Source organism: Bacillus sp. EB V-12 (assembly GCF_056158125.1).
On the sequence record NZ_JBUXJL010000002.1, the window covers coordinates 775,369 to 792,259 of the forward strand.

Consider the following 16,891-nt stretch of genomic DNA (forward strand, 5'->3'; position numbering starts at 1 on the left):
ACTGTATTCAAAAGTGATAATCATTATCAAAAAGGTTGGTGCGTAAGTATGGTATATGCATTAGTAGCAGGTACAGTCGCTGTATATGCAGTTATTGCGAAGTATGTTTTAAATGGAGTAGGAACAGCAAAATGAGTGATATGACATAAAATCCCTTTCATTTGTAAAAAGAATGAAAGGGATTTTTTATTTTTAATGAGAATATGCTGAAAATTTAGTATGATAGTAAAGTGAAACTGTAATCAATGGGTAGGTGTAACTCTCACTGGTTATGAGCTCGCAAATAGCGGGGAAAAGTATATACATCTTGGATAAAGGGGAACAAGGGGATGACAAACATAGTACAGACAAACGGTATGAAAAAACTTGTTTGTTTTTATGAAGAGTGGCAAAAACACGGCGATGCAGAGAATAGTTTAAAGTTGTTTGAGGTAATTCAAAAATATAAACAAGAACAGCTTATGATAGCGTTCTGCGGTCACTTCTCTGCAGGGAAATCAACGATGATGAATCATCTATATAAAGCGCAGTTGTTACCGACAAGTCCAATTCCGACAAGCGCTAACGTTGTCAAAATTGAAAAAGGAATGGATCGTGTTGTTGTAACGGTTAAATCTGGAGAGCAGTACGAATATGACGGTGCATATTCAGCAGAAGAATTAAAACAAATTTGTAAAGACGGCGATGAAGTAATTGGTGTTCATATTTATCGAAACGACGCGCCGATTCCTGAAGGGGTTATGTTAGTTGATACACCAGGGATTGATTCAACAGATGATGCCCATCAATTAGCGACAGAGTCGACACTTCATCTGGCAGATGTCATTTTTTATATGATGGATTATAATCACGTCCAATCGGAAGTGAATTTACAATTTGTTAAAGAATTGAAACAACGTAATAAAACGGTTTATCTCGTTGTAAATCAAATAGATAAACATAAAGAAAATGAATTATCGTTTGAGAATTATAAAGATAGTGTAAAACAATCATTCTCTAACTGGGATATTGAAGTAGATGGTGTTTATTATACGTCATTACGAATGATGAACCATCCACATAATGAAATTAGAAGCTTAGAAGCGTTAATTACTTCTATTATGAAAGAAAAAGAGCAGTATGTAAGGACTGGAATGGAGCGAGAAACAGAATATTTAATGGGAGAACATTTCTCGTTTATTGTTTCTGAAAATGAAAAAGCTCTCTTGAAATATGAGGAAGAGTTAGCATCACCACTTTCTATTTCAGAGGTAGTTGAAAAGAAGGAAGAGTTAACGGAAGCGAAAAATCGTGAGGCAAGTAAAGAATCTCATGTGAGAAACGAATTTATAAAAGGTTTACAAGCTATATTAGATAACGCTTATTTAATGCCATTTGAAATGAGAGAATTGGCAAATGCATATTTAGAAACGAAATTAACAAAATTTAAGGTCGGTTTGCTATTTTCGAAAGGAAAGACGGAGCAAGAAAAACAAAGACGTGTAGAGGCGTTTTATTCTGCCCTTCAAAAGACTGTTGAAACGCAGCTTGATTTTCATGTGAAGGAATTTATTGTAGCCTTCTTAAAAGAAGAAGGATTGTTCACGGAGGAAATTGGGAAAGACATATATGGGTTAGAAATTGCTTTCGGACCAGAAATGTTGGCCGAAGTAATTAAACAAGGTGCAGGTTTCACAGGTGATTACTTACTTCTTTATACAGCGGATGTAGCGAATGAACTGAAGAAACGTTATTTTATAAAAGCGCAGCAAATTTTTGATAAAAGTGCGGTCGTTTTAAAGCAAAAGGTGAGAGAAGCAGTTGCTCGTATTGAAGAAGAGATTGAAACATATACGATGCTGCAAACGGCGAAAGAAACACAATTACAATACAGTAACAATTTGGAGGCATATGAAGACTATTTACGAAATGTTTGGCACGATCATGTTGCTACGCCTGAAGGGCTGCAAATAGATGAGATATTGCAAAGGGAAAAGCAAATTGTTAGTGAGAAATTTACACTACAAGAGCAGGAAATCGTAAGCGATAACGTAGCGGTTCATGAAGAAGAGCTGAAAGGAACGGCGGCTTTAAATATTCAGCGGATATTAGAGAAAGTGAAAAAAGCTGAAACGATATTAGAGCCATTGCCAGCGCTGAAACATGTACAGCAAGAGGTAATAGAGAAAAGAAGACGTGTGGAAACAAAACAATTTACAGTAGCGTTATTCGGGGCATTTAGTGCTGGAAAATCATCATTTGCCAATGCCTTACTCGGTGAGAAAGTACTTCCTGTATCACCAAACCCGACGACGGCAACGATTAATCAAATTTTGCCGGTTACAGAGGAAAAACCACACGGAACAGTAATTGTTCAGTTTAAATCAAAGCAAGCGTTATTAGAAGATATGAAAGCTGTTTATAAGCTGTTTCATTATGAGATTGCTACGTTAGATGAAGCGTTAGCACAAATTGATAAAGTTATGAAATATCCTTCACCAACTGGGAAGCAAAAAACAACATTTAGCTTTTTACGAGCGGTACAAAAAGGATATGATGCAGTTTCTACTTATTTAGGAGAACAAGTACAAGTTACATTAGAAGAGTTCTCTGATTATGTAGCGAATGAAGAGAAATCATGCTTCGTTGAGTATATGGAACTTTATTATGATTGTGCTTTAACAAGGCAGGGAGTAGCGCTTGTAGACACACCTGGAGCGGATTCTATTAATGCTCGCCATACGGATGTTGCATTCCAGTATATTAAAAACGCAGATGCTATTTTATTTGTAACATATTATAATCATGTATTCTCTCGTGCTGACCGTGAATTTTTAATTCAGCTTGGTCGTGTAAAGGATACTTTTGCCCTTGATAAAATGTTCTTCTTAATTAATGCGGCGGATTTAGCAGAGTCTGAAGAAGAACTTGAAATGGTAAAAGGTTATATCGCAGATCAGCTGCTGCAATACGGTATTAGAAATCCGCGTTTATTTGCAATTTCAAGTTTATGTGCGCTTGAAGAGAAACAAGGAAAGAATGTTGAAAAAGAGAAGTATGGTATTTTACAAAACTCTGGGATTACGAAGTTTGAGGAATCATTTACGTCCTTTATGATGAGAGATTTAATGCTTGTTTCTGTGCATGCTCTATATGGTGCTTTGCAAGGGGCAGATCAGCTTTTAGTAAACATGATAAAGGGTGCAAAACAGGGGAATGAAGAGAAAGAGAAGCAAACGAAAAAATATGAAGCAGAGCGTGATCAACTACTTCATATCATTTCATCATATAGTGTACTTGCTGAAGAACAGGCGATGCAAAATGAAGTGAAAGAGTTGCTTTATTACGTGCAACAGCGTCTATTCCTACGCTATAACGATGTGTTTACTGAATTTATTAATCCGGCGTCACTTCGAACGGATGGAAATGTGAAAACACAATTGCAACAGTGTGTTATGGAATTAGTAGCATTTATTCAGCATGATTTATTGCAAGAAATGCGTGCGACATCATTACGCCTTGAAAAATGGATAGACGAAGCGATGAAGCGTGCAAAGGACGAAATTGTAGTGAACTGTAAAGTAGAAAATGAATCAATTTCTATGAATGGAACAGTGGAGTATGAATATAAAGATATTACACATAAAGAACCGTTCCCTTCAGTTGAAATAAAAGATTTCAAAAAAGCACTGGCACATTTTAAAAATGAGAAAAGCTTTTTTGAAAAGAATGACAAAGCTTTTATGCAAGAAGACGCTAAATCTGTATTAGAACCGTTCGTATCAAACTATGTAGCTGATGAAAAAGATTTATTTGTTCATCATTATAAGCAAGAGTGGGATATGAAGTGGAACTTATTCCAAAAAGTGATGCAGCAAGATGTGATGAACTATTATGAAAGTATATTGTTTGCATTGGCTGAAACGATCGATGTATCTCTATATGAACAAAGTAAAGAACAATTGCAAAAGCAGTTAGTAGAGATTGAAAAAGAAATTTATGTTATATAGTCGTTATGAGAAAAAGATTCGTTCAATTTTCTTTTGCAGTACAGTATCTAAAGATTTTACAAATCCAGCAAATTCATCGGTAGAAATCATATGAGTAAGAACGAGTCGTCTGCCATCTGGTGTTTCACCGCATAAGACGAATGAAGAAAATTCATATGTTTTGTTTTCAACTACTAATTTTGGATAGGAATACGTGTCGCTTTTCTTCTTCTTTCCATCAATAGAGATGACGTTGCATTTTTTCTCATTGTTGTCCATGGTGAATCCCTCCTTTCTATTACTTATGGTAGACAAGGAGGGTTTAGAACAATAGAGAAGGGGGAATTTTTTATGTCTGTTGTAATAGAACGTATTCCAAAAGAGGCTATACCGAAGTCTTTATTGCTACTTGCTGATCCAAGTGAACGGCAAATAGCTACATATGTACAAAGAGGATTAACATACGTAGCTAAGCAGGGGGGGAGCGTTATCGGTGTATATGTTCTTTTGGAAACAAGGCCAAAGACGATGGAAATCATGAATATTGCGGTTGCAGAGCATTTACAAGGAAAAGGGATTGGGAAGAAGCTATTAAGGCATGCTGTAGAAACTGCTAAAGGATATGGTATGTCAAAACTTGAAGTTGGTACAGGCAATTCTAGTGTTTCACAACTTGCTTTATATCAAAAATGTGGATTTCGTATTTTTTCTATTGATTTTGATTACTTTTCGAAGCATTATGAAGAAGAGATTATTGAAAATGGGATTGTATGTCGTGATATGATCCGGCTTGCAATGGAATTGAATAAAAACGTATAACTATTTAGGGGGAAGAGAAGATGGAAGTACATAAAGCAATTACAGCACATTCTCGTAAACAAAATGAAAGTGTAAAAGCATGTTTACAATTAGATGCACAGCGTGAAGCAGCTATTGAAGCTGCCGTATCTCTTGCGTCAAATGGGAAAGAATTTTCGGTTGATGTCATTAATGTTGTAACGAAGCAAATTAATGATCTTGCAAAAAATGGTGTTACCTTGCAGCGTAAATATGTTACAGAAGAAATGGTTATGGAGTATGTAAGTCGTTTGAAAAAGAAAGAAGGTCGTTAAAGATGATAGTTACAGTCGAATGGTTACGTGAGCATATAGAAGATGAGAATGTCCGTATAATCGATTGTCGTTTTGATTTAGCGAATCCTAATTGGGGTAGAGAAAAGTATGAAGAAGGACATATTCCTCATGCGTTATATTTTGATTTGAATTTAGATTTATCAAGTCCTATAGCAGAACATGGTGGCCGCCATCCTTTACCAAATATTGAGGAGTTTGCAGACAAGCTTTCGGAGGCTGGTATTGATGAGCATACGACAGTAATTGCGTATGACAGTCAAGCCGGTGCAAATGCTGCTCGTTTATGGTGGTTATGTAACTATGTAGGACATGAGAAAGTATATATATTAGATGGTGGTTTCCCGGCTTGGAAAGAGAATGGACTACCGACAACAACGGAAATTCCTGTTGTTATACGAAAAACATTCAAAACAAACATACAAGATCATATGCTTGTAACGATGGAAACGGTCAGAGAGAATATCCGTGCAGGTGCGGATGTTACATTAATTGATTCTAGAGAGCCAAAGCGTTATGCTGGTGTCGAGGAACTTGTCGATCATAAAGCAGGTCATATTCCGACAGCGGTAAACCATTTTTGGAAGGATGGAATGTTGCAATCAGGACAATTTAAGAATGGAGCTGGGCAACAAGAACGCTTCCAAAATCTTTCGAAAGATAAGGAAACCATTGTATATTGTGGTTCTGGTGTTACAGCGTGCCCAAATATCGTTGCATTAAAATTAGCTGGATTCCAAAATGTTAAATTGTATGCAGGTAGCTGGAGTGATTGGATTTCTTATCCAGAAAATCAAATTGCAAAAGAAGAAGATTAATCACTTGCATGCAAAAATAATTTGTATTAAAATAAGGTCACAAGCAAGAGATTGCTCGAAAAACTTTGTATTTTACACATTGGAAACAATGTGATAATATAACGACAAGTAAATAATACATCCTGCGGTGTACGTAACTTATTTATGTCTAAAACCGATGTTAGTTATACGGAAGCTCAATATTTAGCGACCATCATCAAGCCTTCCTTGTGGAGGAAGATGTACGGTAACTGTGAGGGCATCCACCTGCGAGTAGCGGGTTTTTGGACATTTACGAGGAGCGGCACGTGCGGGGGTCTTATTTCAACTAACCTTATATAAAATTCCTACGGTGTACGTAGCTTATGCATGTCTTAAACCAATAAGTTTAATATGGAAGTTCAATATTTAAATGTAGCTAACATGCCATCTTTTTAAAAAGGAAGTTACAAACATTTGTGAGAGCATCCACCTGTGAGAGCAGGTTTATGGACATCTAGAGAGAACGGCATATGTGGGGCTATATAAAAACCTTACGTTTTATACGTAAGGTTTTTTTGTTGCATAGATATATCAATATTATCTTGATTCACCTGTGAAGTTTCCGTAATAAATGTAGCACTTTCTGTCTTCATCAATCTCTCTTGAATCTAAGGAGAACTCCATAGACATGCCGTCTCGCTGAATATATATAATATCTGAATGAAGAGATGGTAAAATTTCTTCATAGTTCCATACATCTTGACTATCTACTATGTTTGAACTCGTTTCACTTAGTTCTCTAATTTCAAAACCGATGTAGGAGTATGTAGGGTCTGAAGGGTCATTTGCGAAAACTTCTTTTTGAATATAAATAACTGCTGTTCCGTCTGGATCAACCGAAGTTGCAGTAACAACATAAGTATTTTTCTCTTTAATAAAATATTCACAAGTCATGCGTGCGATAATTTCAGAATTAGAAATATTGGCGTAGTTCCATAAAGCAGGATACCCTTTCGTTTCATCATTAAGTCGATATTCTAAGCGCATTTAATCCCTCTTCTTCCTTTTTCTTCTACTTTATCATGCCATCCTATATAATAGGAATAGAATTTAAAAAGGGGAGTGCGAAGGTGACAAAAACGAAATGGCTAGTAGGTGGTGTCGTAACGTCTTTAATGACTGGCACTTTATTTGGTTGCGCACAAGATCTTCCCCCAAAACCAAATGATAATAGTTGTTCTGATTGGGATTGGGATGATGAACTTGGGGTATGGCAGTGTGATGATAGTAGTTCAGGTTATCGTGGGCATTATTTCTATGGTGGGCGATACTATCAAAATAAATCCACTTTTAAAAATTCATCGGCGTTTAAATCGTATCAATCGTCTGCTGAATTTAAAGGTGGAATTGGAAGCGGTTCAAAGGGAGGATTTGGGGGCTAAAATATGTCGCAATACATAAGGGATCGAAAAGAATTTTATTTAAAATATCCGGATTTTTGGTCGGATTTATATGAATGTGAGTATAGTTTGTTTCATGTTTTTTCTATAACAAATCAGACTTTGGACCAATTACACTTAGCGACTGAACGAATGGGGAAAATATTTTTTAAGACTGCTAGACTGCTGCGTAATTTAAGTGACGAACAGCTTCTAGATCTTGGCTTTCCATCCGCGAGTTTATCTTTCATTAGAATGAAAGGGCTCTATCCTGAATCTGTAATTTCGCGATTTGATTTTGCTGTAACAGAGGATAACAAAATCAAAATGCTTGAGTTTAATAGTGATACACCAACTTTTATTGTGGAATGTTTTCAAATGAATGGGAAAGTATGTGGAAATCTAGGCTATGATGATCCAAACTCGGATCAAGAACGATTGCTATCTTCTGGTGTAACGAAAGCAGTAATGGAAGCGACAAAGGGATTAGATAATCCAAATGTTGTTTTTACAGCACATCATGAACATATCGAGGATTGGAATACCACTATGTATTTAAGTCAGCTATGCCATGTTGAAAATAAAGTAGTGCCAATGTCAGAACTTAGAATTACAAAGGATGCTCTAGTCGATAAAGATGGGGCGAAGATTGATGTTTTATATCGCCAAACATATCCGATAGAAGATTTAATTGAGGATCAAGATCCTGAAACAGGAGATTTGGTAGGTGTGGAATTGTTACAACTTGTAAAAGCCGGAAAGCTTTTTATAATAAATCCTTTGTCAGCATTTTTACTTCAGCCAAAATCAATTCAGTGTCTTATTTGGGGGTTAGCAGAAGAAGAGGCCTTTTATACAAATGAGGAACAACAGTGGATTAAAGAATATATGTTACCTACATATTTAGAACCAGATTTATTTTTAGGAAAAGGTTCTTTCGTTCAAAAACCTTCATTTGGGAGAGAAGGAGATACAATTACGATTCGCGATAAAGACGAAAATATTATGCTTCAAAATGCACACCAAACATATAAAGCGTCACTGCCGATATTTCAAAAGTATATCGAACTGCCAGTCGTATCCTTGGAAACAGAAAAAGGGATCGAGAAACTGTCATATGTGTTTGGTTCGTTTTTAATTGCTGGAAAAGCGAGTAGTATCGGTATTCGTGCGGGAGAAAAGATTACAGGAAATGAATCGTACTATTTACCGGTAGGTATAAAAAGGAGGGGAAAAAATGATTAATTTTTTATTATATTTAGTAGTAACACTCGGCCTTTTATGTATAGGTCTGTTCTTGATGGAAGTGACAACGAAAGTAAAGGAATTTAAGTTAATGGCTCAAGGAAATAAGGCGGTAAGCTATGTGCTTGGAGGACGATTACTTGGGTTAGCTGTTGTTTTATATTCGACAGCAGCTAATTCAATTTCACTTCTTGATATGATTTCGTGGGGAGCAGTTGGGATTTTGGCTCAAATTATCGTCTTTTATTTAGCTGAGTGGCTTACACCACGCTTTAATATAAACAAAAGTCTCGAAGAAGATAATCAAGCAGTTGGTCTTTTTCTTATGTTTTTATCAATTTCAATTGGGATTGTAATTGCTGGTTGTATAACTTATTAAAAACTTTACGTTTAAACGTAAAGTTTTTTATTTTATCCCGTAAAAGCCCGATTGGTGAGGGCTAATAATCAGTGGGGGATGAACAAAACCTCCACTGATTAAAGTTACACTTTATATATGTTAGTTTGCCATACCTTTTGAAAAAATTGTAGGCTACGGTTGACATCTATTTTAAATAAGAGTAACATTTTCAATGTAATGAAAATAAGTCTCTGTTAGGTGAGGCTCCTGTATAGAGAAATGCTACTGCCCAAAAATGTCGAGAGACGCCAATGGGTCAACAGGAATGATCGAATTAAGGTTTTTCTTAACGTAGCTGGTAATGTACCTATGCTATACAGTGCTAAAACTCGGTGAGGGAGAGGTCCGTAGATTTCTAATTATATTAGAAATCGTTTATTTGTGTATGTAATGGCCGCTACTCTCTTAAGGGTAGGGGTCTTTTTTGTTACCAAGCTATGAGTAATTTCATAGTATAAACTATAAAATTAAACGAGGAGGTGAGGAGCATGTCAAATTCTGACTCGGTTCCGTTACCCATATACTTCAAATCAAAAATATATGATGTAGGCAGGAAACGATTTGTTCCTCCCTCTATATTTATCACAATGTAGCGTTTATAAAGCGCGAGACACTTTCACAGTAAAGTGGATAAATTGAGAAACAAAGCGTTTCTTCCTATGTTGTAAAGGAGGAGACGATAATATGTTATATGCAAACAAAACTGTGGGTAACACGTCATATAAACTAAGTAAAAAATCAATAAAAGAACAAACAATGCTCCAAAAAAATAAAGATTTATTAATTGAAATTGCAACAAGAGATGTAAAATCTGTATTTGCATATTTTAAAACAACAAGAGACGGACTATCAATGAAAGAGGCGCAAAAACGTATTCAAGTATATGGCCGAAATGAACTAACTTCAAAAAGAGCACTTCTCGCAGAAGTAATGATGAAGCTTGGTGGCATGATTCCAGGTTTTTCAAAACAACGTGTGTGTGATGAATTACAACGTGAAACGATTACTGTATCTAGAGTAGAATGTTCTAGTAGTACAGGGTTAAATAGTGAACTGAAAATGATGGAGATACCAGTGCAAGAACTTGTACCTGGAGATATGATTTTTCTTTCGGCTGGAGATGCTGTGCCAGCTGATGTACGTATTATTTATGCAGATGATTTATTAGTGAATGAGTCTGTGTTAACGGGAAACGAAGCGAATATAGAGAAGTTTGAGAGCTGCTATCACCTTGAACGTAAACGATTTATTCCATTAAAACGGATGAAAGATTATAATCCACTTGAGCTTGAAAATGTATGTTTTAAAGGTTCGCATATCGTTAGTGGAAATGCAAAAGCTATCGTTGTTTCTACTGGAAAAAATACGTATTCAGGCATATTGCATACTTGTTGTAGTAGAATGTCTTAATGTGTTAATGGTGCTAAATATACAAAAACAATGTATAATAGACAAAGTTGAGCAAAAACGTAGAATGGTAATCTATTTATATAACCTTACGTGATAACGTGAGGTTATTATTTTTTTAATAGGAGAGGAATTATGAAAAAAGTATTATTAGTTGATGGTATGGCACTATTATTTCGTGCTTTTTACGCAACAAGTGTCTACGGACAATTTATGAAACGACAAGATGGAACCCCTACGAACGGGATTCATGGTTATATGAAACACTTGTTAACAGCTACGCAAGCGATCGAACCAACACATATCGTTACATGCTGGGATATGGGAAGTACGACATTTAGAACAGAATCGTTCTCGAATTATAAAGCAAATCGTGCAGCGCCACCAGAAGAATTAATTCCTCAATTTGATTTAGTGCAAGAAATGACTGCGAAATTATCCATTCCAGTTATCGGTATGAAAGGCTACGAAGCGGACGATTGTATCGGTACGCTTGCAAAACAATACTGCAATGAAGCTGAAGTTTATATTTTAACTGGTGATACAGATTTACTTCAACTTGTTGATAAGAACGTTACAGTTATGCTTCTGCGTAAAGGAATTGGAAATTACGAATATTACACACCGGAGAAAATCATGGAAGAAAAAGGTGTAGAGCCGTGGCAAATCGTCCATGCAAAAGCTTTCATGGGAGATACAAGTGATAATTATCCAGGTGTAAAAGGTATCGGTGAAAAAACAGCGTATAAGCTTATTCAAGAGCACGGAACAGTATCCGCTGTACTAGAAAATGTAGAATCATTAACAAAAGCGCAGCGTACGAAGATTGAAAGTGATTTAGAGAACTTAAATATTTCGTTACAATTAGCCCAAATTCACTGTGAAGTTCCAATTTCATGTTCACTAGAAGAAGGATTACACACAATGGATGAAGAAAAACTTAGATTTGTTTGTGAAGAAATGAATTGGGGAAGACCTGAAATATTAATAAATATGCTATAAATAGTTTGGGAAGAGGGATGTTGCATAAGTCGAACTTTGACTTGGTGACACCTTCTTTTTGTTTTTGTAAACAGTATTATAATAAATAAAATTATGTCGAACTCAATTTTAAATATATAAATATTTCGACAAGATATAATGATAAAAGTTGATGAAAATAATAACTTTTATCATGAAGTGAATTAATTTCAACATAGTTTTAGATAATCATTTTTTCGTGTTCACAAAGTTGTCAGAAAATAAACGAGATTTTCATATGAAGTTCAAATAGAATTCACAACAATCAATTATTATAAGGACACACAGATAATTCTTTATCTTTTATATAAACCATCCCCCAAGGAGGACAATGAAAATGAGAAAAAAAGTGAGAAAATCTTTTAAACAATTATTAATTGAAAATAAACAATCACTATTAAATAATAAAGAAAATATGAAGGAAATTGAAGAGAGAATTGAGAAACGACATGTAGCATATAGTGGTGCTAGTAATTAAATAAAATAAAAAAGATAGCCTATGTAGGCTATCTTTTTTATTTTATATTGAAAAAACGCTATTCAGCTCTTTAATTTTGTAAATATGCAAGATATTTTTATAGCGTTTTTCTATCAATATTACTCATTTTTCGAGGTTGAAATTGGTATATACCAATTTTTGAGATTTTCTATTCAAAATATTACAAAAAATGTTACAATACACTCAAATTTATACTATAAAATCATTTTAATATGAAAAATTGGAATGAAAAGAAAGGAGAGGAATATGAATAAAGATGTCGCTTTGAAATGATTATTATCATTTCATTAGGAGTTGATGTAAAAAGATGAAAAGATACGAAGAATTGGACTCTATAAGAGGGATTTCTTCATTAGTAGTAATGATCGGTCATCATTTAATGATTTTTTCAGCATTTCAAAATTACAGTTATGAAGATAATAAACCATTTGTTGTGTATCTATTAAAAGAAACGCCTGCTCGTCTAATTTTTAGTAGTGGTAACGAATCAGTTATTATCTTTTTTGTTTTGAGCGGATTTGTTTTGTATGAATCTATTCAAAAAAACTATAGTAGCTATGGGTCATACCTTTTAAAACGTATATGCAGAATATATATTCCTTATATTGTGGCAATAATTATAGCTATTGTATGCCAGATTACAATTAGTGAATATGGTATTTCTTATTTAAGTGAATGGTTTAATCGCTCATGGACGATTGAAAGTTCTTCAAGCTTAATCGCACAACATATTTTATTGGTTGGGAAATATAATACAGATGCATATAACGGTGTGATTTGGTCACTTGTCCATGAAATGCGAATATCAATAATTTTCCCGTTAATTTTGATGATTTGCTTACGAAAAACGTTAAGGTGTTCATTACTATTATTGTTTAGTTTTAGTATATGTTCTGTCGTAATATTATTTTTGTTTCGCTCGGGCTTAACATTAACAAGCTATGCATTAACATTGCATTACACAGTACTGTTTTTACTAGGAGCACTAGTTGCGAAGTATAAAAATAATTTAATAGTTTTTTATAGTAATTGTACTAAAAACACGAAAATTGCATGGTTTTTATTTGCGATTTTACTTTTTATGTATGAAGGGCTTATAGGAGAAATGAAAGTGCTCAATAATTTTATATTTCGAGACTACGTAGTGGCGATAAGTGCATGTTTATTTGTCATATTAAGTTTGTCAATATCAACTTTGTCGTCCTTGCTACATAATAAATATTTGTTATATTTGGGGAAGATTTCTTACAGTCTTTATTTATACCATATTATATCGTTGTTTTCCCTTATATACATGCTCCATGAAATATTACCGTTGCCTATTATTTTAATTTTTTCACTTGTTTTTTCGTTTATACTTGCAATGCTTTCGTATGTATATGTAGAAAAATTTGCATTCGGAGTCGGAAAGTATGTAACAAAACAAGTGGATAGAAGAGAGAAAGGGTTATCTGTAAAGAGTGAATTGCAGGATGTTATTCAGAAAAGGGCGGTGAAATAATTGAAGCAAGAAATGAGTATAAAAGATTTTCAACAATTACTGAAAAGAAGATTCGTAACGATTATTTTAACGATGTGTTGTTTAACCGCTTCTTTAGTTCTTATCTCTATGTATGTTTTAAAGCCGTCATATCAATATTCAACGCAAATTCTTGTTGGGAATTTAGATGAGTTTAATAAGGAAAATTCAACAAATAAAACACAAGAAAATAAGCAACTAGTAACATCGTATGTTGATATTTTAAAAAGCCCATTAATTATTTCAACAGTCAAAAAAACTTTGAAATTAGAGCAATCAAGTTATGAATTAGCACAAAAAATCTCGGTTGTGAATACGGACAACTCACAAATTGTAACTGTTACAGTAAAAGATTCCAATCCGAAAATCGTGAAAGACATTGTAAAGACATTGGCAGAGCAATCACAAAAAAGCTTTCAACAGTACACAAATGTACAAGGGGTGAAAGTATTAACTGATCCTGAGTTACAGGAACAGGCTGAAAAATTGTTTCCGAAATTTCAACTAATCATTCCTATTTCTTTAATTGTTAGTTTTTTTGTTGGGATAGGTTTAGCTGTATTTCGAGATTATTTTGATGAACGTATATACACGGAACAGGATTTAGAGAAAATAACAACAGTCTCTGTTATTGGTCACATAAATATGGAACCGAATAGAAAAAAGAAACCTACAGAGGTTGATAAAAAATCATCTATATATCGAGGTGAACATGTCGATGTTTAGGACAAAGAAGCAGCTGCCATTCAATTTGCATGATGATCTGATGAAAGAGCAGTTTTATACGGTGTATCACGAGCTGAAAAAATCCGGAAAACAACTGTTCACAGTTAGTTCAACGAAGGACAGAGGTGTTGTTGCCTCGCTTATAGTAAATATGGGTCTAGTGTTTGCGGAAATGAAAAAAAAGGTGTTACTTATTGATGTGAATTTTTCTGACCCTAAACTACATGTATTATTACAAAGTGATCACATGATAACAGTAAACGATATAATAAGCTCTTCCTCCTGCAATTATGAATCTTTTTCTAGTAATTTGTCTAATTACTTATATTGTATTCCTGCAAAAAAAACAGTACATACAGGGACGCCTTTAGTTGCTATGGATGAATTTGATAATGCGATTGCTAAGTGGAAAGAAGATTTTGATTACATTTTCGTTTATTCTTCTGAAGTATTTGAACTTCCTGCTACGCACATTATTGCAGGGAAATGCGATGGAGTGGTCTTAGCAGTTAAAAAGCGAAAAGATTCACTACGTACAGTGCAAAAAGTAATAGCGGATATAAATAGGAAAGAATGTGAATTAATAGGTATAATTTTATATTCTTGAATGTGGGGGTAACGATCCATGATTCGTGAAACAAATCAAGCCAAGTTGTATACGATTCCGGCTCAAGAAAAGCCTAGCATATTGAATCGAAGTGTAAAACGCTTGTTTGATATTATATTTTCAATCATATTGTTACTATTAACAATACCAATTATGTTGTTCTTTTGTATTATGATTACCTTGGAAACATCAGGGGCTCCAATATACTTTCAAGAACGTTTAGGTATAAACGGGAAGAAGTTTAATGTATTTAAATTAAGGTCGATGGTAAAGGATGCTGAAATGAACGGACCACAATGGGCAAAAGAACATGATCAAAGAATTACAAAAGTTGGATTGTTTATAAGAAAAACGAGAATTGATGAATTACCGCAACTTTTAAACATTTTAAGAGGAGATATGTCTTTTGTAGGCCCTAGACCAGAGAGAGAGTTTTTTTATAATGAGTTTGATGCGTATATTCCAGAATTTAAGGAACGTTTAATAGTAAAACCAGGATTAACAGGATGGGCACAAATAAATGGAGGGTATAATCTTGATCCAAAGGAAAAGTTGAGGCTGGACATGGAGTATATTGAAATGAAAACATTTCGGATGGACATCCGTATTTTATGTAAAACCGTTTTAATTGTATTGAACGGTAATGGTGCAAGATAAATATATATGTAAACAAACAACATATGTAAGTAGGTTACTTGCAAAGGAGAACTTGTATGGGTAGATCTATTCTAAGCAATATTATCCATCTATTTTATAGTACGATTTTAGCTAACCTTCTTCAGGCCGTCAGTTTAATTGTTTTAGCAAACTTTTTTAACGCACAACATTATGGGATGTTTAGTGTTGCCATAGCAGTGACGTTTGTTATGTTATTTTTTACAGACTTAGGACTTAGTAATACGTTTCTTCGAGAAGGGGCAAAGGATGGAGCAGATTTAGAGAAGATTTTATCATCGTATATAAAAATAAGGATGATTCTACTTATTTTTATTTCTATCATCGGTTATATTGCTATTCATTATATGTATGCGGATAAAAATTTAATTTATATGATGATAAACGTAATGTTTTTCATGTTAATAGGATTAACTTGGCAAAACATAGGGATTGCCTATTTTCAACTGACGGAACGTATGAAGTATATAGCGCTCATAAAAGTTGTATCAGCATCAGTTGTCATTATAATTACATGTTTTTGTATTTTCGGAGAGTTACCGGTGTATGTAACAGCTCGCTTATATGCTTTTGGGTATATGATTGGTGGTTTATTCAGTATATATATCATGAGAAGAAAGACGAAAATGAATATGAAAGTCGTAATTCATAAAGCGTTATTTTGGCAATTAACTCCCTTTATTATTAGCGGTTTTTTAATAATGAGTACGCCACAATTAGCACCTATCTTGCTCAACTATACATTGCCATTAAGTATGGTAGGTGTTTTTGCAGTGGCGTACCGGATGCCGGCAGCTTTATATCAAGTACCAGGGGTAATTGCAGGTGCATTTTTTCCGGTGCTCTTTAAGCATTATAACCAGAATAATATAGAAGAGCATACGAAATTAAATTTACTTCAAATTAAATCAATGGCGATTGTAGGAATATGTATGACGATCGGTTTATATCATTTAGCACCATACTTTATTTCTATATTTTTTCATGAAGAATGGAGGAATGCAGTAGAACCACTCCAAATATTATCATTTCTTATTGTGCTACAAAGTTTAAATATTGCCATTGCTGACGGTTTAACGACGAGTGGTTGTCAAAATAAGAGGACTGTTGTGCAGTGTGTAGCATTGGTGATAGGTGGGGTTATGCTTTATAGCTTTAGTAGTCTTGGTGGAGTGATAGGAGCGGCATACGCTATGGTTTTATTTGAAATAGTCGCTTTAGTGGGATATATAGCGGTAAGTGTAGTGAAGAAAAAAATTGTATTCCAAATTGTAATACCGTATACAATTTATTTTGGTGTAACCTTTATTGGAGTGCAATATATATTGCATACATATCATTTAATTGCGCTTGTTCTTAATATACTAATTGTACTAGCTGCCATATTCCTATATGATTATGAGCTAAAAAAACTTCTTCTTTCTTTTATAAGAAAAATACGCAAAAAGGATTATATTACGAAACAGGGGATATAGCC

17 protein-coding genes, 2 other RNA genes and 1 riboswitch are annotated in these 16,891 nt (G+C 34.2%); of the genes, 17 read left to right on the forward strand and 2 right to left on the reverse strand.

Annotated features, from left to right (window positions below):
- The first annotated feature begins 329 nt into the window (after positions 1–329).
- Positions 330–3,989 (forward strand): dynamin family protein, encoded by a 3,660-nt coding sequence (locus ACZDYH_RS10680; RefSeq protein WP_016124333.1) that lies wholly within the window; start codon positions 330–332, stop codon positions 3,987–3,989.
- A 3-nt stretch (positions 3,990–3,992) separates the two neighbouring features.
- Here ACZDYH_RS10680 and ACZDYH_RS10685 read toward each other — a convergent pair whose 3' ends face one another.
- Positions 3,993–4,247 (reverse strand): DUF3931 domain-containing protein, encoded by a 255-nt coding sequence (locus ACZDYH_RS10685; protein ID WP_000369740.1) that lies wholly within the window; start codon positions 4,245–4,247, stop codon positions 3,993–3,995.
- A gap of 72 nt (positions 4,248–4,319) precedes the next feature.
- Here ACZDYH_RS10685 and ACZDYH_RS10690 point away from each other — a divergent pair, with 72 nt between their 5' ends.
- The 5 genes from ACZDYH_RS10690 to ssrS (ACZDYH_RS10710) all read left to right on the forward strand — a co-directional run bounded on the left by ACZDYH_RS10690 (position 4,320) and on the right by ssrS (ACZDYH_RS10710) (position 6,420).
- Positions 4,320–4,787 (forward strand): GNAT family N-acetyltransferase, encoded by a 468-nt coding sequence (locus ACZDYH_RS10690; protein WP_000117689.1) that lies wholly within the window; start codon positions 4,320–4,322, stop codon positions 4,785–4,787.
- A gap of 20 nt (positions 4,788–4,807) precedes the next feature.
- Positions 4,808–5,080, forward strand: a complete 273-nt coding sequence (locus ACZDYH_RS10695) for a YpbS family protein (RefSeq protein WP_000451819.1) — start codon at positions 4,808–4,810, stop codon at positions 5,078–5,080.
- A 2-nt stretch (positions 5,081–5,082) separates the two neighbouring features.
- Positions 5,083–5,916, forward strand: coding sequence for a sulfurtransferase (locus ACZDYH_RS10700; RefSeq protein ID WP_000637560.1), 834 nt, complete (start codon positions 5,083–5,085; stop codon positions 5,914–5,916).
- A gap of 116 nt (positions 5,917–6,032) precedes the next feature.
- A non-coding RNA gene (ssrS, locus tag ACZDYH_RS10705) (6S RNA) lies at positions 6,033–6,215 on the forward strand.
- A 21-nt stretch (positions 6,216–6,236) separates the two neighbouring features.
- Positions 6,237–6,420: non-coding RNA, 6S RNA (ssrS, locus tag ACZDYH_RS10710), on the forward strand.
- A gap of 54 nt (positions 6,421–6,474) precedes the next feature.
- On the opposite strand, the gene ACZDYH_RS10715 is transcribed toward ssrS (ACZDYH_RS10710), so the two are convergent.
- Entirely contained in the window at positions 6,475–6,924 is a 450-nt protein-coding gene (locus tag ACZDYH_RS10715) for a hypothetical protein (RefSeq protein ID WP_001235523.1), read from the reverse strand.
- Positions 6,925–7,007: 83 nt separating this feature from the next.
- On the opposite strand from ACZDYH_RS10715, the gene ACZDYH_RS10720 reads away from it, so the two are divergent.
- The 11 genes from ACZDYH_RS10720 (at position 7,008) to ACZDYH_RS10770 (ending at position 16,889) form a co-directional block, all read left to right on the forward strand.
- Positions 7,008–7,319: a hypothetical protein gene (locus ACZDYH_RS10720; RefSeq protein WP_000169030.1), complete on the forward strand. Its 312-nt coding sequence runs from the start codon at positions 7,008–7,010 to the stop codon at positions 7,317–7,319.
- A 3-nt stretch (positions 7,320–7,322) separates the two neighbouring features.
- Positions 7,323–8,561 carry a glutathionylspermidine synthase family protein gene (locus ACZDYH_RS10725; protein ID WP_000084933.1) on the forward strand — a complete coding sequence of 413 codons (1,239 nt, stop codon included), beginning with the start codon at positions 7,323–7,325 and terminating at the stop codon, positions 8,559–8,561.
- Positions 8,554–8,940, forward strand: coding sequence for a DUF350 domain-containing protein (locus ACZDYH_RS10730; RefSeq protein ID WP_000606868.1), 387 nt, complete (start codon positions 8,554–8,556; stop codon positions 8,938–8,940). Before ACZDYH_RS10725 ends, ACZDYH_RS10730 begins: the two co-directional genes overlap by 8 nt.
- Before the next feature lie 204 nt (positions 8,941–9,144).
- Positions 9,145–9,310, forward strand: a riboswitch (M-box (ykoK) riboswitch).
- Positions 9,311–9,645: 335 nt separating this feature from the next.
- A complete protein-coding gene (locus tag ACZDYH_RS10735; protein ID WP_474886300.1) occupies positions 9,646–10,371 on the forward strand; it encodes a P-type ATPase actuator domain-containing protein in 726 nt (241 codons plus the stop codon).
- Positions 10,372–10,503: 132 nt separating this feature from the next.
- A complete protein-coding gene (locus tag ACZDYH_RS10740; protein ID WP_000757072.1) occupies positions 10,504–11,370 on the forward strand; it encodes a 5'-3' exonuclease in 867 nt (288 codons plus the stop codon).
- A gap of 355 nt (positions 11,371–11,725) precedes the next feature.
- Positions 11,726–11,866: an FbpB family small basic protein gene (locus ACZDYH_RS10745; protein ID WP_001228048.1), complete on the forward strand. Its 141-nt coding sequence runs from the start codon at positions 11,726–11,728 to the stop codon at positions 11,864–11,866.
- A gap of 328 nt (positions 11,867–12,194) precedes the next feature.
- Entirely contained in the window at positions 12,195–13,388 is a 1,194-nt protein-coding gene (locus ACZDYH_RS10750; RefSeq protein ID WP_074554069.1) for an acyltransferase family protein, read from the forward strand.
- A complete protein-coding gene (locus tag ACZDYH_RS10755; RefSeq protein ID WP_000807055.1) occupies positions 13,389–14,132 on the forward strand; it encodes a YveK family protein in 744 nt (247 codons plus the stop codon).
- Complete coding sequence (locus ACZDYH_RS10760) at positions 14,119–14,739, forward strand: CpsD/CapB family tyrosine-protein kinase (RefSeq protein ID WP_002133101.1); 621 nt, start codon at positions 14,119–14,121, stop codon at positions 14,737–14,739. Before ACZDYH_RS10755 ends, ACZDYH_RS10760 begins: the two co-directional genes overlap by 14 nt.
- Positions 14,740–14,757: 18 nt before the next feature.
- Positions 14,758–15,396, forward strand: coding sequence for a sugar transferase (locus ACZDYH_RS10765; protein ID WP_000617648.1), 639 nt, complete (start codon positions 14,758–14,760; stop codon positions 15,394–15,396).
- A gap of 56 nt (positions 15,397–15,452) precedes the next feature.
- Positions 15,453–16,889, forward strand: a complete 1,437-nt coding sequence (locus ACZDYH_RS10770) for an oligosaccharide flippase family protein (RefSeq protein ID WP_434713934.1) — start codon at positions 15,453–15,455, stop codon at positions 16,887–16,889.
- Positions 16,890–16,891: the final 2 nt, after the last annotated feature.